Genomic DNA, 21,598 nt, shown 5'->3' on the forward strand with positions numbered 1-21,598 from the left:
TTTAGTCCTCCTTATTGATCAGATAAATAGATAAATGTCGGATGTGGATGACTTAAAAAATCATGGTGAGAAATAGACCAACCATAAGCGCCAGCGTAATTAAATATTACGACATCCCCAGTTCTTACAGATTTTACTGGTGTTTCTTTTGAGAAAACATCTTTCGGCGTGCAGAGTTGACCGACGAATGTCACCTTTTCATTAGCGACTTCCATGCGTTCAAAGCGATAGGGATTATGATCAATATGACATATTTCAAAAGGATGATTGTGTTGCCATGACACTGGTAGTCTAAATTGTTGCGTGCCCCCTTTTAAAATAGCGTAATACGCATGATGCACTTGCTTGATATCAATGACTTCAGTCGCATAGTAACCGATATGCGCAACTAAGTAACGGCCACACTCAAAGTTCAACGTAACATCATTCATCGCTTCTTCATTAATCACGTCTTGAAAGCCTTCAACAAATTGTTGCCATTCGAATTGTTGATTTAAATCTGCGTAATTGACTCCAATACCTCCACCGATGTTGATATGTTTCAGTGGAAATTGAAAGGCCTCTGCCCACACTTTGGCTTTATGAAAATAGAGTCGCATAACATCTAGATGTAACGCCGCATCTAAGTTATTTGAAATAGAATGAAAATGAAATCCTTCTAAGTTGATATGCGGTAGTTCAAGTGCAAGTTTGATTGCTTGTTCGACTTCATTTTCTGATATACCAAATTGGGTTGGTCGTCCCGCCATGTGTAGCGTCGCGTTTGGAAAGGGTCCTGATAAATTCACACGTAATAAGACATCCATCTGTTCATTTTTGGTATCAAGGATAGCATTTAACCTTTTTAACTCGTATATACTTTCTACGTGAACGCGTTGAATGCCTTTATCTATGGCAAATGCTAATTCTTCATCTGTTTTGCCTGGACCACCAAAAATAATGCGGTTCGCTTTTTTATGTGCTAAACCTTTTTGTATTTCACCTTGAGATGCTACTTCAAATCCAGCAACAGATTCACTCATCATCGCTAAAATGTCTTCTTCACTATTGGCTTTCATCGCATAATACATCTCACAGTTCTCTGGTAAGGACGAAACGATTTTGTGCACATGTTGACGTAATGCGTTTAAATCATATATATAATGACAAACAGGAGTGCCACTTTGCTTGATTTCTTTAATTTTGTCGAATATTTGTGTCACGTTTTGCCCCTCCTTTAAATGAGGTTAATTCTGATTTTAAATTACGGTAGATTTTGCCACGATCGTCTCCGAGTACAAACGTATTAACACCACGTTGTGCCCATATATCTTGTTGTTCTTTATTTCTTGGTAATGCACAAAAGTGTTTATTGTAATCACTTGTCACGTCATGCATGTAACGTAATGCTGATTGTATGACTTCACTGCTTGTTTCCCATGGCATGCCAAACGACTGAGATAAATCGGCAGCACCTTCAATAATCATGTCTAAGCCGTCAACTTGTACAATGTCTTCTATCGCACTGATGCCCTCTTGATCTTCAATCATCGCCATGACAATAATTTTATTGTTCGCATCTGCCATATAATTTGTTAATGGAATTTCACCAAACTTGGCCATGCGTCCACCATTTAAACTGCGCATACCTTGAGGATAATAACGACTTAATTCCACAATATGTTCTACGGTCGCTTTATCTTTAACATGAGGGATAATAATACCTCTTGCGCCCATGTCCAACACTTTGATAATATCTCGCTCAATGACTTGAGTGACCCTGACAATTGGTGTGATTTGCGCTGATTCAGCCGCACGAATTAAATGTTCTAACGTTTCATCATTAATGGCAGCATGTTCAGTATCTATAATTACAAAATCATAACCACTTGCCGCAATGATTTCAATAACAAGTGGGTTCGGAATCGAATTGAAAATGCCATAGACTTCAGTGTCTTGTGCCAATTTATCTTTGAGGGATAACGTCATCATGATGAATCACTCCTAACGGGTTACTTACGTGATGGATTCTTATTTCTGTATCCTCTAATAATCTTCTTGTTGTTAATTTTTCTACTTGTATCGTTTTTTCAAATAGATCAAAATGCTCATAATTAGGCAGGTCAGGATGGGTTTGACGATACTGCTCGATTTCATCGTATACATACATCCATTGTTGACGTTCACTCAAATTGTAGTGACGTTCAAAGAACATAATGATTTCAGAAATATTAATAAAGAAAAATGCATCTAGAGCAAAGTCTCTAACGAGTTCCACATCTTCTGTTTCGATAAATGAATTACGATTAATTTTCTTATGTTCTTCTGGTGTATCTTTTAATTGAGGGTTTTGTGCTTCTATACTTAGTAATCCACGTTTAAAACGCACACCATCATGAAAATCTTTAATTGCTACACGCGTTGGCCAACCGTCTTCATGAATGAGCATCATATTTTGCGCATGTGATTCAAGTGCAATCCCATGGTAATAAAGCATATGGATAATCGGTTGCACTGCGACTTTGATAAATTGTTTAACCCAAGTCGCTACGCCATATTGTGCAATCCATTGTTGAATAATTGGATTCTGTTGTTGGTCTAAACTATAAATCGCATTAAATGGTATCGCATCTTCTGTTTCAGTTAAGTAACTGTGTAAGTTCTCTCGCCATATGACAGATACTGAACCATAAATGGCTTCACGCTTTGATTCAGCTAAATTATCATTAATATAAGACATTCCTAATATTTCACCTAAGAAGACCGTTTTTAATTCTTTATTTAGATAGCTGTCTTGTTCATGAATATGCTTTAACCAATCTGTAATCTGCGCTGCATTTTCAATCGTATGTGGCGCTAATACACGTTTAGTGGATGTATTCGTAATACTTAAGGGCACTTTAATATAATATTTAGACGTGTCCACAGGTGATAATGTACGAATCGATTGTTGTGGTGTATAGTATTCTTCCGATTCACCTAATAATATAATTTCACCATTAATCCATTGTTCAGCAAGTTCATTCGCAATAATGTGATCAAATTGCCAAGGATGTACAGGCAACCATTCATAGTCCGCTAATGATTTATCTAATGCTATAAGCACTTCTTTAAACTGCCGCACAACTTCATTACCTAATTGTTGTTGAAATAATTCTTGCGATTCAATATTTTGAGAGACAGTCTGTTCAATATATTGTTTTGGAATTGCGAGCCATTTCAATGTAAATGTCGGCTGAAAATCAGGACCATATTCCAAATTATCTACAAGGGTAAAGCCGAGACGTGATTTATAACTTGGGTGATACGGATGACCTTCCATCGCATAAGATTCAATTGCATCGAACGTTAATTTAACACTACCCGCAGTCATCTCTTTATATCGCATGGCTTGTGTATCTTTCAGTTCCGTTTGTAGTAATTCATTGATAAACGCCTCTACTTTTTCACTATTTTTATCAAATGTATAGATGACTTCTCGTAACATTGTGGCGTAATCAATCGTTACTGCTGTATCGCCTTCACCTGTGATTCGCCATACAGGTGATGTAAGTTCTAACCTTTGAAAGCTATCTAATTCTCTTACTTCAGCACGATACGTTGCGTCTTCCGCTTCAATTGTTACTGTCGTAGTAGCACCTTGTTGTGTCACCTCATATTGCACGACATCTTCATATATAATAGAAGTTACAAGTTGATTCATAATGCGGTGTTTTACTTGTTGTTCAATATTGTGCATCATGTTGTCGTACCTCCTCTTCCATAAACATTGGGTTTGGTATATTGGTATAAATTGGGTTATCGCCACACGCTTTTATTTTGCTCAAAAAGTTTGCTTTTGCTGAAAATGTTGGACTTTCGTATAGGTCATCCACATAGACTTTCATTTGTGTTGATATACTTGCGTCTTGAGACCAATCCAATAATTTATTGCGAACCGTTTGCCATAATGTCGTTTCACTACCAACGCGTTTGCCCATTGTAGCCACCAAATGCCCCAAATGATTTACAATAATGTAGTATTTAAAACGATGCCACGTCGCTTCATTACTGTAGACAACTGGACTTTCGCTTTGTATTATATTTGGAATAATTTGCGCACGCTTTGCGATATCTTCTGCGATGCATACGCCTTCCAAATCTCTGACATAACACACTTGCGGATGGCCATCTTTAAATTCAATCAAAGTATTTTGTACATGACCTTCTAGACTAATGCCAGTTTCAGATAATAATTCAAGCATTGGATATAAGGTGATGTCTAAGTATGCACTTAACCATTCCTCATCCGACAAGCCGCTTTGAGTAATCATCTCTCCTAACATAGAATCCGGCTCATGTGGCATGGTTTCAAATAGACTTGCTAACACGTGAATTTGTTTCTCCGAGTGATAATCTTCAATACCTTCACGCACAATCATTGCGGTGTTTGCTAATAAATCGAAAGCGCCTGCTTCAGGCGAATCTTTCAATGCACGATAACCTTCTTCGAACATCAGCTTAAAATGCTTTGTTTCATAATCTGGTTTTATCGATGCGATGACACTTGCGGCATCAATTGTACGTTCTACTTGTTCATGATCATTCGTTCTTACGAAGTTTGTGATTTTGACATATATCGGTAATTTCAGGTAAACGTTAAGCTCTTTTGAAAATACCGTGCGAACAGAAGACGTCGGATAGACGTAATGTCCGCTGATACCGATATCTTTAATAAAGCCGTCATCCATCCATTGTTTAAACTTAGCGTTGTCTTTTAATACAGCTATTTGATATGGGTGCACAGGTAATAATGTATAACCGGCTTCTATGTCATCAGTATCTAACTGTGCCAACTGTAATGCCAATTCATTTACTGCGGCGGCTCTGCCTTCCACATATCGTTCAAGCATGATAGAACGCTCAACTTGTATATAATACAGTTGAAATTGTGTCTGGCACTCTGGTGCATAATTCAATAAATCTCCTTCGCTAAATCCGACTGAACTCTTGGGAGTTGGATGAAACGGGTGACCCAAATAAAGGGATTGTTCCGAAATAATATACTCATCTTCAGTTTGTTGTTGTTGCGCACGTGTTAAATAGAGTGCGGTGCGTTTTACACTATTGTTAATATCTAGGTAAATATTGTGTAGTATTGCTCTTAATTCGCTTGTCTCTTCATCTTCAGTTTGTTGCGCGAGCATCTCAAACAAGTGTTCAATCACTTCCATTGGTGCTAACTGTGAAGATGTGCCATTGTCTTGTGCACACATCACTGGGTGGTATGAGTGATGACCCATTTCTGACCAATAATTAAATTTACCTATTAACGTTTTAGATGGCCAGAGCGTGATGAACCACATGTTCTGCTCTGGTTGCGCATTGTACAAATTTTGTTCTCTAAAATATACATTCAATATACGTTCTACAGCTGCATGTTCAGCTATTTCCATATTCTGATTACTTTGCACGTTTATTATTCAACTCCCATACATTCATTGTTAATTTATAATCTTTCACAGCGTTTAATTGCGATGATAATAAGACAACACAACTGCTTATAAATATGCCGCCCATCACGATAAATGTAATCGTAGGGTTATAGCTACTTGTAATCACAGCGCCTAGCATACTGCCGCCAACTTGTCCTATAACTAACATGCTGTTAGTGGAACCAACGAAGGTGCCTTTTAAATCTTGGTGACATGCTTTAACAACGACATACATCACACTTTGAATTAATGCACTATACGTGAATCCTTGTATCACTCTAAAGATGATTAGCATCCACAGTGTGCTCGACAGACCTTGAAATATGACACTTAAGCCACAAATGAGTGCAGTGATTAAATAGACATATTTGACATAGTTTTTATCATTTAAGCTTCCCCATAATGGGGCACTTAAAATAGAGGCAGTCCAAAATGCAGATTGAACAAGACCTACCGCCGCTTTATCATCTAAAAATGTCTGGTTGGCGCCAGTTGTTAAAGGGGCGAGCGCAGTCATCATGCCATACATCGCAAGATTAGCAAGCATACCAACGATAATGAAGCGACATGTCACTTGAGAACACAGTAAACATTTAAATGATTGTCTTACACTACAACGCATAGGTTCTGCTTCGCTACGGTTATACTGATGTGTGGTTTCTATAAGTAACTTAATGCCTACTGCACAGACAATAAATGTCAAAATAGCAATCACTAACAGCAACGATTGAAATCCAACAATACTTGCCGCAACGCCTCCGATAAGTGGTCCCACGAGAGAACCCGCACTAATAGAACTTTGCAATTTCCCAAGTACTTTACCACGCATTTTTTCCGGTGCTTCACTCGTCGCAAATGCATTAGAAGCATCTACAACACCGCCAAATAATCCTTGTAACAATCTGACTAACACAAACTGCAGTGGCGTCGTACAGAGTGACATCAATAATAAACAAACTGCTAAACCTAATAATGCACGGAGTACCATCCATTTCCGGCTGATTCTATCGCCAAGTTTGCCCCACAACGGTGATGAAATCATCGTTGTGATAGCGGGCGCCGCAATCGCAACTCCACTCCACATTTGAATTTCTGTAACAGATAAATTCTTGAGCGATGCAATATAGATTGGCAACAAAGGAACGAGTACAGTCAGTCCGACTATCGAAATAAACTGGCTCAACCATAAGATGCGAAAGTTCCTATACCAAATCGCTTCACTGTTCATGACGCATCATGGGGTTTGGTATCGTCCCAATACTGGATGGCATACTACCGCCACCTGATTCTTGTTGATGTAAAAGTGGTAAAAGTACGCGTTTAAAAGGCCATGTTTGTTTCTCGAATAAAATATGTTGCACTTGTGCTTTATCCGCTTCCGAACAATCCATCTGTTGCACATGCTTTGAAAGTGATGCTTTTATTTTATTCATTAACACGATTTCATCCAATCCAAAAACGTGATGCATCATATCTACAATTGCATACAAATTCACTGATACTGCTAATGTTTGAAAATATGTAAAAAACGTTTCTATATCTTCATTAATTAACGTATTCGGAGAATTTTTGCTTATCGCATATTGTGGCATATCAATGTTATTTTCATGCATCCACTGTGGATAAATACGTACTGTATCGTGATCTCTCAATATGAATTGATCCACGTGCCCTTCTTTAAATAAAATCAAAATATTTTGTCCATGCACTTCTGGTAAGACACCATTTTTCATAAATTTGAGCATAATATGAAGAAATTGGTCTATCATCTCATCAAATAATGATTCTAATTGCTGACTCTTCATTTGAGCCTGCGCTATGCCTAGAATATCTTCATATAATGTGGCATCATGGGCCGCTAATGCGACCATCGATACGAGTTGTGACGATGACGCTGTCACTTGCTTAGGATAACTTCTAATCTGTGTTGTCAGATGGCCTATTTGATCTTGGAATATATCTTTGTCTGCATTAATAAACGATAGCCACTGTTTTTCATTACACAGCGCTACCTTATTTTCTAAAGTGCTGTCTTGAGCTATAATTTCACTTAATAATTGTTCTGCCTTTTCACCATTTAATAAGTAGCGTGTCGGTGTTAATCTCAGTGCACCTAACGACTGCATTGAAAACGGTACTTTAATATGTTGAAACGGGCGATGAATATCAATGAGCGAACGCATAGATGATGATGGCAAAAACGCGCCAAACTCATAATCTAGTGGCACAATGATGTGCGCCGCGATTTCTGCTTGAAACATTTCGGGAATCACATGTGTCATTTGCCAAGGATGTACAGGAAATACCATATACGACTCTGAAGATAAGCTTGCCGCCTCAAGCGTGTGTGCTAATGTGCCCTCGTCTTCAATTGCTAAGGCTTCATTGAATAAACTTTCGTTTAAATACTCACTCTTAAGAATGTAATCACGATGTATCGCAACCGTTTTTAAAGAGAACGTTTTAAAATATTCTGGTTGATATTGTTGATAATCTGCTGTAACTAAACCACGTTTTTCTTTAGCTAAAGGATGAAATGGACGATCCTTTAAGCTCGCAATCTGTTCTGATTTGATAAAAGGATGTTCTGATAAGGTTAATCCTTCTAATTGGGCTGTTAACTGATCCATCGCAACTTCAAGCCCTTCTCGAAAACGTGCTGTATTCAATTCACGGCTCGACGGTGCATTCATTTCAACTAGTGTGTCCCATAACGCTAAAGCATTTATTTCATGTTGTTCGTCATTGTCTTTTACAAAGACGGTCGTTCCTTTTAATCTATAAATATTTAAACCACTATGATAAACAGGTATATAGAGCGCCTTATCTTCATTGCCATATTTCAATAGCGTATCTGAAGCGATTTGCAATGCTTCACTTTTTGTCAAAAGACCAAAGACATCTTCAAATAATAGACCATCCACTAGATTTCTTAAAACAGTAGTGTGCGCATGATTTTGTTGATGATTCGCTGTGACTTCTATCACTGAACGACACTCCTTAATATAGACTTAATGTTGTTCCGATTTGCTGTTGCTTCGCTTCTTTATAAATATAATAAGCACTTGAAATATCTTCGATTGCCATACCCATTGGATTTAATAAAATAATTTCTTCATCATTTTCTCTTCCTGGTTTAGCACCCGTTAATAATTCTCCTAATTCAGCATGTAAGGCTTCCCTACTAAAGCGCCCTTCTAATACAAGTTGATTAATTGTCTTTTTCTCGCGATTTGCTTGTGACCAATCGTCTACCAAGACTTTATCTGCTTGTGTAAAGACTTCTTTTTTAATATCCATAATTGAAATATTGCTAATAAATGTGCCTTTTTGAATCCAGTCATATTCAATGTATGGTTTGTCCGTAACTGTGCAAGTAATGACTACCTCTCCATTTTCAACTGCTTCTTTCGCTGTCGTCACTTGAACAAAGTCAATATCTGGACGTGCTTCAGCCCATTTTCCAATAAAATTAGCGCTGGCTTTTTCAAATTGATCAAATACGTATACTTGTTTAATATGATCAAATTGCTCTAACATACTTTGCAATTGTCTATCACCAATTAGACCACAGCCGATAATTGTTAATCTTTCAAAGCCTTTTTTCGCTAATTTCTGAGCAGCAATGACTGAAACAGCAGCCGTTCTCATACTACTGATTAAGCTCGCTTCCATCACTGCAATGGGATAGTTTGTTTCGGGATCATTCAAAATAATAACGCCACTTGCGCGTTCAATCTTTCGTTCTGAAGGATTATCATGTTTACTACCTATCCATTTAATACCTGATACTGGATCTTGACCGCCAATATGACTTGGCATGGCAATAATACGATCCGCAATATGCCCTTCTTTACCATTTGCGCGTAAATATGGCTTTAATGGTTGCACAAAATCTTGATTCGCGTGGGCTTTTAATGCCTCTGTTAATGCATTTACATAAACTGTTGAATGATTACCTCCTGCTTGTTCAATATCTGATCTATTTAAATACAACATGTCTTTGTTCATCGTGTTAGTGCTCCTTTTTTATTTTTTACATCATCAAACCATGCATCTGAATAAACTAAATCTAAATAGCGATCGCCTCTATCAGGTAAAATCGTCACAATTGTTTTATCTTTATCGATAGAATGAATGACTTTTTCAATCGCTGATATAATTGATCCTGTCGATCCACCAGCAAAAATACCTTCATAATCAACTAAGCGTTTACATCCAAGTGCTGATTGGTAGTCATCGACATGGACAACTTGGTCTATTTCTTCTTTATTTAAAATTTCAGGCACTCTACTCGCGCCAATACCTGGTAATTCTCTATCTGTAGGTGCGTCACCAAAAATAACTGACCCTTTCGCATCCACCGCAATAATATGTGCATTCGGGTGATGTTCTTTGATTTTTCTACTCATGCCCATAATGCTGCCTGTCGTACTCACTGGCGCTATAAAATAATCAATTGGGTTTTCTATTTGCTCTACGATTTCTGCACCAGCGCCATGATAATGTGCTTGCCAATTTAATTCATTTGCGTATTGATTGATCCAATATGCGTTGTCAGTTGAATCAAGTAATTCACGAACACGTTGAATGCGCGTCATTAAATACCCACCATTTTCATCCGCTTCGTTTACCATATCTATATTTGCACCATAACTTTTAATAATTTTTAAATTTGTTTCTGAAATCTTCGGGTCTACCACACATGTTAGTGTTAATCCTCTTATCTTAGCGATCATTGCTAGAGCAATACCTAAATTTCCTGAAGTACTCTCAATTAAATGTGTACCTTTAGTAATTGTTCCTTTGTTAAAACCATCTTCAATGATGTATTGAGCTGGTCTATCTTTCATACTGCCGCCTGGATTCATATATTCTAATTTTGCGAAAACATTATGTTCCGGAAACAGTTGCTTGAGCTGTATCATAGGCGTTCCACCTATACATGAAAGTAAAGAATCATGACAATGCTTAGGTTCTTGTCTCACTTAAATTCCTCCTAAAAAATATGGATTATCGATAACACTACGATACTGATAACGATTATCATTATCAGTAAACTGTATTCTAGGTATCCTTATTAAAAATGTCAAATCTTTATTTAATTTTTAAAAAAATTTAAAATTTTTGTTGACATATCGTTTACTTTATAAGATATTAGAATTGATAATGATTATCAATCCAGGTTGGAGGTTTTAGAGAAATGAAACATTTAACAAAAGTATTCATTACTGTTTTAGTAGCCGTTATGGTGTTAGCAGCTTGTGGAAATGGGGAGTCCGAAAAGTCATCGGAGTCAAAGGAAGATAGTAAAACAACGAAGATTAAACATGCTATGGGGACCACTGAAATTAAAGGGAAACCAAGACGTGTCGTAACATTATATCAAGGCGCGACTGATGTCTCTGTCGCATTAGGCGTCAAACCCGTCGGTGCTGTAGAATCTTGGACGCAACAACCTAAATATGATTACATAAAAGACGACCTAAAAGATACAAAAATAGTAGGTCAAGAACCTTCACCAAACTTAGAAGAAATATCTAAGTTAAAACCAGATTTAATCATCGGTTCTAAAGTCAGAAATGAAAAACAATATGAACAACTTTCTAAAATCGCACCAACCATTACGCACGATACAGTGTATAAATTTCAAGATACAACGAAAATGATGGGTAAAGCACTCGGTAAAGAAGAAAAAGCTGATGAGTTATTAAAGAATTATGATGATAAAGTTGCACAATTTAAAAAAGATGCAAAAGCTAAGTATGGAGATCAATGGCCAATGTCAGCTTCAGTTATCAACTTCAGACCAGATCATGCACGTATTTATGCAAGTGGTTACGCTGGAGACATCTTACATGACTTAGGATTTAAACGCCCAGAAGGACAACAAAAACAAGTTGATAAAGGTAAAGACATCATTCAATTAACATCTAAAGAAAGCATTCCACTTATGGATGCTGACCATATCTTTATGTTCAAGTCTGATAAAAGTGCTAAGGACGTAGAATTAACTAAGAAAACAGAAAAAGAATGGACATCAAGTAATCAATGGCAAAACTTAAATGCAGTAAAAAATGATAAAGTATCAAAAAATGTGGACGAAATCACATGGAACATGGCTGGTGGTTACACTTCATCACTTAAGCTCATTGACGATTTATACAAAAAATTAGATATTGAAAAACAATCTTAATCAATAAGGAGTTACCTCATGTTACTTAAACCGTGGTATAAATTAATGCTTTCTGGTTTATGCCTTATCGTTGTAACGATTTTAAGTTTAATCATTGGAAACACGCTTGTATCACTTTCACAGTTGGTACAAGCGTTGTTCCACTTTAATAGTAATAACGATATACATATTCTACTTGCCGAATCCCGTGCATCCAGAACAATTATTGCTATACTTACTGGCGCCGCATTCTCTGTATCTGGTCTGCTTATGCAAGTGTTAACACGTAATCCAATCGCTTCACCTGGCCTGTTTGGTGTCAATTCAGGTGCCGTGTTCTTTGTGATTTGTGGCTTAACATTTTTTAAAGTGCAATCATTTGAAGCACTCATAGCGATTTCATTTATCGGGGCAATCATTGTTACTGTTCTTGTTATTACACTTGGCATGTTTAAGCAAGCGCAATTTTCACCTAAACGTGTGATATTGGCTGGCGCAGCGATTTCAGCATTATTCGGAGCATTTACACAAGGCATTTTAATTATGAACCAAAGCAATTTACAAAGTTTTCTCTTTTGGCTAAGTGGTTCTGTTGCAATGCGTAATGTGTGGGAAGTGCCTTGGGTCATTCCAATTATTATTATATTTCTACTCATTGCCTTTGCGATGTCGTCACACATCAACATTTTAATGACGAGTGATGAAATTGCTTCTTCACTTGGTCAAAAAGTTAAATTAACAAAAATGATTATGGTATTAACTATTAGTGCGCTTGCAGGTATTTCGGTCTCACTTGCAGGATCTATTATGTTTATCGGATTAATCGTACCGAATATTAGTAAAAAGTTAATGCCAGCTAACTATAAATATTTGATACCTTTCACTGCAATGAGTGGTGCTATGTTAATGACATTATCCGATATTTTAGCCAGAACAATAATCCAACCACTCGAACTTCCTATAGGTGTTATCACAGCAGTCATCGGCTCAATTACACTTATTTATATTATTAGGAAAGGAATTCAAGGTATATGAATGAAACACTCCATAAAAAAGATACCAAACGTTTAGTCATTGCCGTTCTCATATTGATTATTTTTTCAATCTTGAGTTTAATGCTGGGGTCTACTTTTATATCGTTAAATAGTATCCTTTCTTATATGATTGATCCTATTTCAAGTCCTGATCAATTCACCATCGAAGTGTTGCGTTTGCCAAGAATTATATTAGCGATTGTAGTCGGTGCGGCACTTGGTGTAAGTGGTTTAATTTTACAAAATGTACTTAAAAATCCTATCGCTTCTCCAGATATTATAGGTGTAACAGGTGGTGCAACATTTGGTGCAGTGGCATTTATTGCGTTTTTAGGAGATATTGGTGTCCATTGGCTGCCGGCATTTTCGCTCACTGGTGCAGCTGTTGTGATGTTCATCTTGATGAGTTTCCAGAAAAAAGGCAATATACAGCCCACTACTCTAGTTATTATTGGTATCGCACTACAAACGTTATTTATGGCACTCGTGAATGGCACGCTTGTCCTTACAAAACAACTTGCTCGCGTCTAAAGCGTATACTTGGCTTGTCGGTAGTTTATCTGGTGTCACATTTGAAAACAGTTTGATATTAGGGTTATTTATAGTGTGTACTTTGCCATTGTTGGTTATTGTACTTCCGAGAATGAAAGTATCCGTTATGCATGATAATGTGGCCACTGGTTTAGGCGTAAAGGTTAATCAAACACGCCTCATTCAAATGGTGATCACAACGATACTTGCCGGTGCGCCGATTAGTTTTGTAGGGAACATTGGCTTTGTGGGTTTAATCTCACCGCATATTGCTAAAGCTTTGATTAAAGGGAATTATCTAAAACGTATATTGATGTCAGCCATTTTTGGCGCACTTTCCATTGTTATTGCGGATCTTATAGGCAGAACGGTATTTTTACCAAAAGAAGTACCGGCTGGTGTTTTCATCGCCGCATTCGGCGCCCCATTCTTTATCTATTTATTACTGACTGTGAAAAAACTCTGATATGATTATATATTCTCAAATGCAAAGAACTAATCTATTAAATTATGGATTAGTTCTTTTTTCTATACTAAAATCTTACGATTTTGAAAGTGCATGCTTGCCTAGGGGTATGGCTCGAGCCTGTAGTCTCTCCCTCATACTATTCCCCTGGGCGTCAGCACGTTACAAAATCGATACAATTATATAAACAATAAAAAAGACATCCTCGTATAATAAAATTACTTTGACATAACTTTAAAACGAAGTGTCTCCTTTATAAAAATAATGGCAACTATTCAGCTAATTAGCAAAGCCTATTATCATAGTATTAGTTACTTGATGGCTTTAAAATATAAAAATAATAAACTAAAAAAATGATGATTGAAGGTGGTAAACTAATTGATAATGTTGTTACAAGTTCTTTAATCACTAAACCAATCGCTTTTATAAAGTCAGCAGTCATAATTTGAGTCAATCCGGTATCGGTTGGTCTAAAAATAATTACTATGAATGTGATTATTACGAAAAAGATAAGTGAAAACTTCAAACTCTTTTGAAGTTTCATCAAATCACCTCCATTTTAAATTTTTATACATTTTCAGGAATTATTTATTGAAAACATTACTTTAATTATACAAAATAAAATTAACTTTAAAAGCTAAATATCTATTTCAGTTATAATATGATTAACTTAAGACGAATGCATGAATATTCAAGGGGGTTTTAAAATGAGAGAATTAGTAGGAAAATGTTCTGTCTGCCAAAAAGATATTTATTGTTTAAATGGTTTCTTGAATGGTGAATATAATGACAATCATTTATATTGCTTTACATGTGCATCAAATATTGAAAAAGAATAAAATTATAAAAAGCAGTCACAAATCATTAAATTTGTGACTGCTTTTAAAATTCATCTATACTTGTCAGATTTTGAAAAGTTTAGCTCCAAAGCATAGTATGATTGAGGATGCATACTATAAAAAAGTAACCAGACACGTTCAAAATCGAGTTTTTAAATAATAGTAGTTTAGGATTCTTGTCGTATTCGAAAATGCTATATTACATTACTGCGAGACACTTTTAATAAAGTTACTACTTTTGTATGCTTCTGTTAAAAGTTGTCCATCGTTTGATACGTAAAAATATTTTTCATCAAGTGTAGACACCTCCGTCGGGAACAGCCAATACAGCTTACCCTTTTCAAAGGATTTGTCTTGTTTGATACATAAATATCTACATTCTGATATGCTCATTTATTGTTGCCTCATTTCAAGATCGAAGTAGCTCTGTATTATTTAATAATCGTGTTATTAAATACAAAACTAGGTTCTGCACCTAAAACGATAAGGAATATTTGTGAGTAAGCTACAAATTGGAATTTTAATATCATTTCATTCACATATTCGAATTCATTATTTTCTTTTACTTTTTCAACTTCTCGTTCATATAACTCTAAAACAGAATCTCTAATTAAAATAGGTCTGTTGTTTTGAATAACTTCATTATTGTTTGAAAACATAAGTAGTCCTAAATATTTATAATGAATACTTAGTTGTCTTGTTAAACTTGCTATATATTCTAATTGCTCATATAAGCGAGGTGATTCTTCTCTCAAAGCTTTTAAATCTAATTTGAATTGTGTTAGTTCATCCATTTCATTAACCATTTTTATCACTTCTCCAATTCCCATGGTTTACTTAAATCAAGAGACTTAAGTAATGTTTTACTTTGTAACCTTCTCGTTTTACGCACTTTTGCTCTTTCTTCACCATACATAAATAATGTTTTTTCGTCTTTAGTCTGAGCTGTAATTTTAGGTACTTTAATTGATTTTTTATTTTCATCTAAGGCTACAAAAGTAAGAAAAGCGATAGCAACAATTTTTCTTTTTGCTGTAATCATATCTTCCGAAATTACCTTACAAAATATCTCCATAGATTTTTCTCCTGTATAAACTACAGAAGATTCTATGCAAACTGAATCTGACTGAGTAATAGGATGTAAAAATTCCACACTATCTGTAGATGCTGTGACACATTCTTTAACTCTTGCATGTCTTCTAGCAGACAAAGTTGCATTATTATCAATTTTTTTCATCAATACGCCACCAAATAGTGTGTTGTAATTATTCAAGTCATTAATTAAAACTTGATCGGTACTGACAATTTTACTATCGCTCGGATATTTATAATTTTCCATGAAAAACTCCCGTTCTATAATGTTTATGTCACAAATTATAGAACGGGAGCATATAAATAGAAAATATCCTTTTTTTATAAGGCCATAAATTATGTGAATGACCTCTACGTTTAATGATGTAATAAGTAATTTTCTTGTATAAATTTAATCCAATTTTTTGTTAATGAATCAACTATGATATCTTTTCTCCAAATAATGGCGAGTTCCCATTTCATTGAAGGTTCATTAATACTAATAGCTTTCAAATCTTTATCCAATAAATCAAGTATCCCCTCAGGTAATATACAAATGCCCATATTATTTATTAACATTTCTTCTATAAAGCTCCACTGGGTCGTTTCAAAAATAATATTAGGATTAAATCCATAGTTTCTACACGTATTTTTTATTTTATCATTTAAGTAAAAATCAGAATTAAATAAAATAAATTCTTGATGTTCTAAATCTTCAATATCAATCGTATCACTATTAGATAATGGATGATCTTTATGAACTACAAGTTTTAACTTTTCTTCTAAGAAAGTGAATGTACTGAAAATTTTATGATTCGTTGGTAGGACAGTAATCCCCATATCCAAATCACCATAGTATATATCATTTTCAATTTTTTTACTTCCATTTTCAAAAAGTTGAAACGTTACATTAGGATAAGAATCATGGAACTGAGAGATGAGTTTTATTAGTCTTCGAATATTAATAATTGTAGGAATTCCTATTTTTAAATGTCCGCTTTTCAATTCTAAAAGATTACTTAATTCATTAGGGATATTTTCATACATTTTCAGCATTTCTTTACACTGAAAAAAGAATGCCTCCCCCGCATCAGTTAGGTATATTTGGTTTTTATATCTATTAAATAATGTTACTTCTAATTCTTTTTCTAGTAATCTAATCGTATTACTAATTGTTGGCTGTGTAATGAAAAGTTTAGTTGCTGCTTTCGTCATACTTTTTTGTTTTACGACTTCAACAAAATACTGCATATGTCTAAGTTCCAATAAAATCACACCTTCTTTTTATATTATGAGTGTAGCGTTCTATAGTTCAATCATTTTTATATTTTATAATCCTGAAATTTTTAACGTTCTTGTTAATATTAATATTAGCATGTATTGGAAATATAACACCAAGGTTTATTTTTATGTCACCTTATTATTTCCAATAAAATAGTTAAATCACTATTTGTCATGAAGATTTAATTCAAAAAAGGCCGTTACCACATTTCGTGATAACGGCCTTTTCAAATATAAAATAAATTTCTGAATTGCTGATTAATATGAGTGAAATACCTTAAACACTAACTACTCAAAATTCAATTTAAAATTCAATTTGATTTGTGTATCATTGAGTCGATAAGCTTCATTTAATTCTGGACCGCGACTATTAGAACCAATGCCACTTTGAGCATAATCAATATAAAAATACGTATAATCTTCGAGCTCTAATTGGTCTTTATGTGTCTTATGCGTTAACTGATTTAATGAATAATGTGTTGTATTAAAACTGAATGTGTCTCCACTTGTTACAACCATAGCATTTCGACCATTTGAAACTTTAACAAATGTAGTCTGATTATGACTTCCTGATTCTTGAGGTTTGATATCGTTACTTACATTATCTGTCACTGTCGTTTCGAAATAATCTAAATATGTTGCCACACCTTTATCTTGATAACTGCTATAAGGACCGTTCCCATAATATTCGACTTGCTCATAGTCACTTGGTAATGTCATGGCTAAACCGAAACGTGGAAGAAATGGCGCTAATGTATCTTTCTCTAAATCATAGTTTACGTTAAGCGTACCATCGCTTTGAATTGTCCACGTAATTGTACCCGAAAGTACAGGAGGAACCGCTTCATTAACCAGTGCAATATCAAAAATAAGACTGACGTCACTCTTATTTTTATCGATTCGGTAACCATGCACACGCGTAGTAATATCTTTATATCCAGCGTATGCCCAATCTTGCTTAACATTAATATCATTATCTGTTGGTGCACGCCATAAGTTATTTTGTGTTTTCTGATTCATAATAATTATGCCATCATGCACAACTGCTTTTAAACTCGCGTCTGTTTTATCAAAAATGTATGTCCAATTATCAATAGCAACGTGAATTGTACGAGCCTTGTCTCTGCATGCTATTGATAATGGTTTCATATTCTGATGCGTCATCGATTGTCGCTGATATACGATTTGATCATATCCTAATTCAAAATGAGCCGAACGTAACTTATCTGCATATTTCAATTTATAGTGTAACATCACATCACTGAGTTCATTTATATTAATATAGTCACTTAAATCAATCTTTTGTGTTGTATGGGGTGCAAATTGAGCAAAAGGAACTTCAAACGTCTGACGCGTGCCATCTAAAAAAGTAGCAGTTGCTTCAACACTTAAATAATCTTCTATATGCGTGAAATCAAGTTGATTACGTAATGATAGTTTATAGTCATCCCGCTTTATTACTTTTAAAGGTCTATGTTCATGTTTAAATTCATAGTATCCTTCGTGAGGCACACGGTCAGGAGAAACAATACCATCCACACAGAAATTACCATCATGTAGACATTCGCCGAAATCCCCACCATACCTAAATATTGGCTTACCATCTTTCAAACCTGTCTGAATACCGTGGTCACACCATTCCCATACGAATCCTCCAATAAAGCTATCGTATGCCTCAACAAGCTTTTGATAAGCATGAAGATCGCCTGGTGAATTCCCCATGGCATGCGCATATTCACACAAAATAAAGGGTTTATCTAGATTCGGATTCTTCAAATATGTCATTTCAATTTCTTCAGGAGATGGATACATTCTACTAATCATTTCAACGTTAGATAAATCATAGTCTTTTGATTTATCACGATGTAATGTGCCTTCATAATGAAGTGGTCGTGTAGCATCTAATTCTTTCGCACGTGCCAAGCCTTTAACCACATTAACGCCAAATCCTGATTCATTACCCATTGACCATGAAACAATTGAACTATAGTTTTTCAAAGGGATTATAGACGCTTCAATACGCTCGATAATTGCAGTTTGATATTTAGGGTCATCCGTAATGATATTAAAGTGCTCAGTGTTCTCTTCACCATATAAACGAACTACACCATGCGTTTCTAAATCCGCTTCACTCATCACATAAAAACCATATTGGTCTGTTAATTCATAAAATAAAGGTGATTTCGGATAATGTGCCGTACGGATTGCGTTAAAATTACCTTGCTTCATAAGCTCTAAATCTCTCATAAATTGAGCTTCATTTATCGTATAGCCTGTTTTAGGATCACTATCATGATGATTGGTACCACGTAATTTAATAGATTGTCCATTAATAAAAAATTGATTATCTCTGATTTTAACTTCTCGAATACCAATTTTTTGTGTAATAACTTCTTGACCAGTAGTAATGACTAACGTATAAAGTACAGGACTTTCTGCTGACCATAATTGTGGTTTGTTAACTGTAAAGCTATACTGTTCAGAAGCTTGAATACTGCTTACCAATTTGCTGTCTGGATCATATAAGTGTAGTTCAGCTTGGTCTAACGCTTGTTTACGTGCTAAGTTCACATCTATAGTAGCCTTATTCAAATCATCATTTAAATGTGTTTCAATTTTAAAATCATCTACACGTGATTGCGCTCGTTTTAAAATATAAACATCTCTAAAAATACCTGAATGTCTGAACATATCTTGGTCTTCAAAATAAGTGCCATCTGAGTATTTTAATACAAGCACTTGTATCGTATTCTCTCCATCACGCACAAATTTTGAAATATCAAATTCTGAAATAGCATGAGATATCTGACTATAACCTACAAATTGATTATTTACCCATACATAAAATGCGCTATCTACACCTTCAAAATTCAAATGATAATCACTTTGCGTATCATATGAACTTAACTCAAAAGAACGTGTATAACGTCCGCATGGATTGTTCTTCGGGACATACGGCGGATCAAATGGAATTGGATATTGTGTGTTAAGGTACTGTATTTGATCGTAGCCATATAAATTCCATACAGACGGTACTGGCAATATATCCTTTTTAATCTGTTGAGGTTGGTTTAAACATGCTTCTAGAGAATTGAAATATTCAAAGTGCCAATCACCATTTAATAATGTCACATTTTTTGTATTATAACGTGTTTCTAAACGGTAGTCAGACTCCCCTCCTTGATAAGGTATATAAAATGCGCGTCTTGGCATCAAGTTCACATGCTGAATCTCCATATTTTCATGAAATTGTTCTTCTAACATAAAATGACATCCCCTCTATTTAATATTCTCTCTATGTTCCCTCTGACGTTTATATCGGAGTGTTTTCTCAATATCATTTAAAAAGTCACCTTTTAAATGGAATGCTTTATGATATAAAAATGCTGTTAAACTAACGAAAATCAACGGTGCGACAATAATCATGATACGCAGACCATTAACCGTGACCGCTGATTGTGCCTCATTCGGTGTATAACCTAATACAGATAAGCCGACACCGACAATTAAAGCGGCAACTGCTTGTGATGCTTTAGTTAAAAACGTGTTTGTGGAAGTGATCACACTCTCATTACGTTGCCCAAACTTCACTTCACCGTAATCAATCACATCTGCAAGCGATACTGTTGTTATACCAATCATAAATCCTGAACCAACTCGTAACATACCCGCACCTATAATGACTAAGATCGTACTTTGTGGCGCCACGAAACCTGATATTAAAATAATAACTAAACCAGTTATGATAAGCGTAATAGCTGTATTAAACGCTCTAGTTCTACCAACCCATTTAATAAAACGTGGCAAAAGTAATAAACCAAGCATTTCACACAGAATCATTGCATTAAAAATTGAAAATAAATGTTCCGCATTCACTACATATTTAAAGTAATAAATGATAGAACCATTGAGCGTTTGTAAGCATAAATTAAAAGTTAATAAAACACCCATGATGGCAAGTAATTCTTTGTTTTTAAATAAAATACGACCAATATCTTTAAAATTAACTTTAATACCTATTTGTTTTTCCATTTCATGATCTTCAGGTACTTTGAAGACTGTTACACCTATCGTAAAGATAAAAACAACACTACAGATTACGGCAAAAACAAAAATGCCTACCGAGTCACTACCACTACCAAAGACGTCTCCTAATTTATGTATAAAGAACAAACCAAAAGTACCTACAATAAATGCGGCTAAACTTGCGAAAAATCTAGGAATGACTGAAATCTCTTCACGTTCTCTAGGGTTATGCGTCAAGTTCGGTAACCAAGACCAGTACGGAATATCCATCATCGTATATGTCATTCCCCAGGAAATATACATAATCGATATATAAATATACATAGACGTTTGTGATAAATCTAAATTCGTAAATAGCAAGACTGTAACAATAGCATTAGCAAGCGTACCGATAACGAGCCACGTCTTGAACTTACCAAAGTTATTCCGCGTATTATCAACGATCATACCCATAATCGGGTCATTAATTGCATCCCAAATACGTGCAACAAAAAGCATAACTCCGACAAATGCAGGAGATAAACCTACAATATCTGTGATATAAAACATTAAGAAGAGCCCAACAATATTAAATATGGCATCCTTCCCTATTGCACCAAAGCCAAATGCTAATTTTTGCTTTCCAGTTAAATATCTATCCATTTTATCCACCTCTAAAATCTCACTTTTTAAAGCGCTTACATATATGTTAATATCATTTTATCAATTTAAAGTGCATGTTA

The 21,598-nt window shown here is 35.1% G+C and carries 17 protein-coding genes and 1 pseudogene; 4 read left to right on the forward strand and 14 right to left on the reverse strand.

Annotated features, from left to right (window positions below; genetic code table 11):
* Positions 1-11 precede the first annotated feature (11 nt).
* The 8 genes from ABLV95_RS12160 to sbnA are packed head-to-tail and all read right to left on the reverse strand — an operon-like array spanning position 12 to position 10,441.
* The gene (locus ABLV95_RS12160) at positions 12-1,202 is read right to left on the reverse strand and encodes a type III PLP-dependent enzyme (RefSeq protein ID WP_427705819.1); all 1,191 of its coding nucleotides are present in this window, start codon (positions 1,200-1,202) and stop codon (positions 12-14) included.
* Positions 1,177-1,971 (reverse strand): HpcH/HpaI aldolase family protein, encoded by a 795-nt coding sequence (locus ABLV95_RS12165; protein WP_427705817.1) that lies wholly within the window; start codon positions 1,969-1,971, stop codon positions 1,177-1,179. The genes ABLV95_RS12160 and ABLV95_RS12165 overlap by 26 nt, the downstream gene beginning before the upstream one ends.
* Entirely contained in the window at positions 1,946-3,718 is a 1,773-nt protein-coding gene (gene sbnF, locus ABLV95_RS12170; protein ID WP_460876757.1) for a staphyloferrin B biosynthesis protein SbnF, read from the reverse strand. Before sbnF ends, ABLV95_RS12165 begins: the two co-directional genes overlap by 26 nt.
* Positions 3,705-5,432, reverse strand: a complete 1,728-nt coding sequence (locus ABLV95_RS12175; RefSeq protein ID WP_460875829.1) for an IucA/IucC family protein — start codon at positions 5,430-5,432, stop codon at positions 3,705-3,707. The genes sbnF and ABLV95_RS12175 overlap by 14 nt, the downstream gene beginning before the upstream one ends.
* Complete coding sequence (locus ABLV95_RS12180; protein WP_460875831.1) at positions 5,422-6,681, reverse strand: MFS transporter; 1,260 nt, start codon at positions 6,679-6,681, stop codon at positions 5,422-5,424. Before ABLV95_RS12180 ends, ABLV95_RS12175 begins: the two co-directional genes overlap by 11 nt.
* A complete protein-coding gene (sbnC, locus tag ABLV95_RS12185) occupies positions 6,671-8,440 on the reverse strand; it encodes a staphyloferrin B biosynthesis protein SbnC (RefSeq protein ID WP_460872182.1) in 1,770 nt (589 codons plus the stop codon). Before sbnC ends, ABLV95_RS12180 begins: the two co-directional genes overlap by 11 nt.
* Before the next feature lie 13 nt (positions 8,441-8,453).
* Positions 8,454-9,464: a 2,3-diaminopropionate biosynthesis protein SbnB gene (gene sbnB, locus ABLV95_RS12190; protein ID WP_427705809.1), complete on the reverse strand. Its 1,011-nt coding sequence runs from the start codon at positions 9,462-9,464 to the stop codon at positions 8,454-8,456.
* Positions 9,461-10,441: a 2,3-diaminopropionate biosynthesis protein SbnA gene (gene sbnA, locus ABLV95_RS12195; protein WP_427705807.1), complete on the reverse strand. Its 981-nt coding sequence runs from the start codon at positions 10,439-10,441 to the stop codon at positions 9,461-9,463. Before sbnA ends, sbnB begins: the two co-directional genes overlap by 4 nt.
* A gap of 215 nt (positions 10,442-10,656) precedes the next feature.
* Here sbnA and ABLV95_RS12200 point away from each other — a divergent pair, with 215 nt between their 5' ends.
* From ABLV95_RS12200 to ABLV95_RS12210, 3 genes and pseudogenes are all read left to right on the forward strand, one after another.
* Positions 10,657-11,649: an ABC transporter substrate-binding protein gene (locus tag ABLV95_RS12200; protein ID WP_427705805.1), complete on the forward strand. Its 993-nt coding sequence runs from the start codon at positions 10,657-10,659 to the stop codon at positions 11,647-11,649.
* 18 nt (positions 11,650-11,667) lie between these two features.
* Complete coding sequence (locus tag ABLV95_RS12205) at positions 11,668-12,663, forward strand: FecCD family ABC transporter permease (RefSeq protein ID WP_427705803.1); 996 nt, start codon at positions 11,668-11,670, stop codon at positions 12,661-12,663.
* Positions 12,660-13,659, forward strand: a pseudogene (locus tag ABLV95_RS12210) (FecCD family ABC transporter permease). Before ABLV95_RS12205 ends, ABLV95_RS12210 begins: the two are co-directional and overlap by 4 nt.
* 307 nt (positions 13,660-13,966) lie before the next feature.
* Here the strand turns inward: ABLV95_RS12210 and ABLV95_RS12215 are convergent.
* Entirely contained in the window at positions 13,967-14,203 is a 237-nt protein-coding gene (locus ABLV95_RS12215; RefSeq protein WP_427705799.1) for a preprotein translocase subunit YajC, read from the reverse strand.
* A gap of 163 nt (positions 14,204-14,366) precedes the next feature.
* Here ABLV95_RS12215 and ABLV95_RS12220 point away from each other — a divergent pair, with 163 nt between their 5' ends.
* Complete coding sequence (locus tag ABLV95_RS12220; RefSeq protein ID WP_427705797.1) at positions 14,367-14,498, forward strand: hypothetical protein; 132 nt, start codon at positions 14,367-14,369, stop codon at positions 14,496-14,498.
* 431 nt (positions 14,499-14,929) lie between these two features.
* Here ABLV95_RS12220 and ABLV95_RS12225 read toward each other — a convergent pair whose 3' ends face one another.
* From ABLV95_RS12225 to melB, 5 genes are all read right to left on the reverse strand, one after another.
* On the reverse strand, positions 14,930-15,304 hold the full coding sequence (locus ABLV95_RS12225) for a hypothetical protein (protein ID WP_069832780.1): 375 nt from the start codon (positions 15,302-15,304) through the stop codon (positions 14,930-14,932).
* A 5-nt stretch (positions 15,305-15,309) separates the two neighbouring features.
* Positions 15,310-15,837 (reverse strand): acyl-CoA thioesterase, encoded by a 528-nt coding sequence (locus ABLV95_RS12230; RefSeq protein ID WP_460872186.1) that lies wholly within the window; start codon positions 15,835-15,837, stop codon positions 15,310-15,312.
* 110 nt (positions 15,838-15,947) lie between these two features.
* Positions 15,948-16,835, reverse strand: a complete 888-nt coding sequence (cidR, locus tag ABLV95_RS12235; protein WP_460875834.1) for a cidABC operon transcriptional activator CidR — start codon at positions 16,833-16,835, stop codon at positions 15,948-15,950.
* A gap of 303 nt (positions 16,836-17,138) precedes the next feature.
* Positions 17,139-20,114 (reverse strand): glycoside hydrolase family 2 TIM barrel-domain containing protein, encoded by a 2,976-nt coding sequence (locus tag ABLV95_RS12240; RefSeq protein ID WP_460872187.1) that lies wholly within the window; start codon positions 20,112-20,114, stop codon positions 17,139-17,141.
* Between the two features lie 15 nt (positions 20,115-20,129).
* The gene (gene melB / locus ABLV95_RS12245; RefSeq protein WP_069816839.1) at positions 20,130-21,518 is read right to left on the reverse strand and encodes a melibiose:sodium transporter MelB; all 1,389 of its coding nucleotides are present in this window, start codon (positions 21,516-21,518) and stop codon (positions 20,130-20,132) included.
* Between the last annotated feature and the right edge of the window lie 80 nt (positions 21,519-21,598).

This window comes from Staphylococcus sp. Mo2-1, from assembly GCF_046721385.1.
Classification (GTDB): domain Bacteria; phylum Bacillota; class Bacilli; order Staphylococcales; family Staphylococcaceae; genus Staphylococcus; species Staphylococcus equorum_A.

Coding starts and splice junctions, on each gene's coding strand:
- ABLV95_RS12205 (WP_427705803.1), top strand. CDS start 11,668: ATGTTACTTAAACCGTGGTATAAATTAATGCTTTCTGGTTTATGCCTT.
- ABLV95_RS12180 (WP_460875831.1), bottom strand. CDS start 6,681: ATGAACAGTGAAGCGATTTGGTATAGGAACTTTCGCATCTTATGGTTG.
- ABLV95_RS12240 (WP_460872187.1), bottom strand. CDS start 20,114: ATGTTAGAAGAACAATTTCATGAAAATATGGAGATTCAGCATGTGAAC.
- ABLV95_RS12200 (WP_427705805.1), top strand. CDS start 10,657: ATGAAACATTTAACAAAAGTATTCATTACTGTTTTAGTAGCCGTTATG.
- ABLV95_RS12225 (WP_069832780.1), bottom strand. CDS start 15,304: ATGGTTAATGAAATGGATGAACTAACACAATTCAAATTAGATTTAAAA.
- melB (WP_069816839.1), bottom strand. CDS start 21,518: ATGGATAGATATTTAACTGGAAAGCAAAAATTAGCATTTGGCTTTGGT.
- ABLV95_RS12215 (WP_427705799.1), bottom strand. CDS start 14,203: ATGAAACTTCAAAAGAGTTTGAAGTTTTCACTTATCTTTTTCGTAATA.
- ABLV95_RS12165 (WP_427705817.1), bottom strand. CDS start 1,971: ATGATGACGTTATCCCTCAAAGATAAATTGGCACAAGACACTGAAGTC.
- sbnB (WP_427705809.1), bottom strand. CDS start 9,464: ATGAACAAAGACATGTTGTATTTAAATAGATCAGATATTGAACAAGCA.
- ABLV95_RS12230 (WP_460872186.1), bottom strand. CDS start 15,837: ATGGAAAATTATAAATATCCGAGCGATAGTAAAATTGTCAGTACCGAT.
- ABLV95_RS12220 (WP_427705797.1), top strand. CDS start 14,367: ATGAGAGAATTAGTAGGAAAATGTTCTGTCTGCCAAAAAGATATTTAT.
- sbnF (WP_460876757.1), bottom strand. CDS start 3,718: ATGCACAATATTGAACAACAAGTAAAACACCGCATTATGAATCAACTT.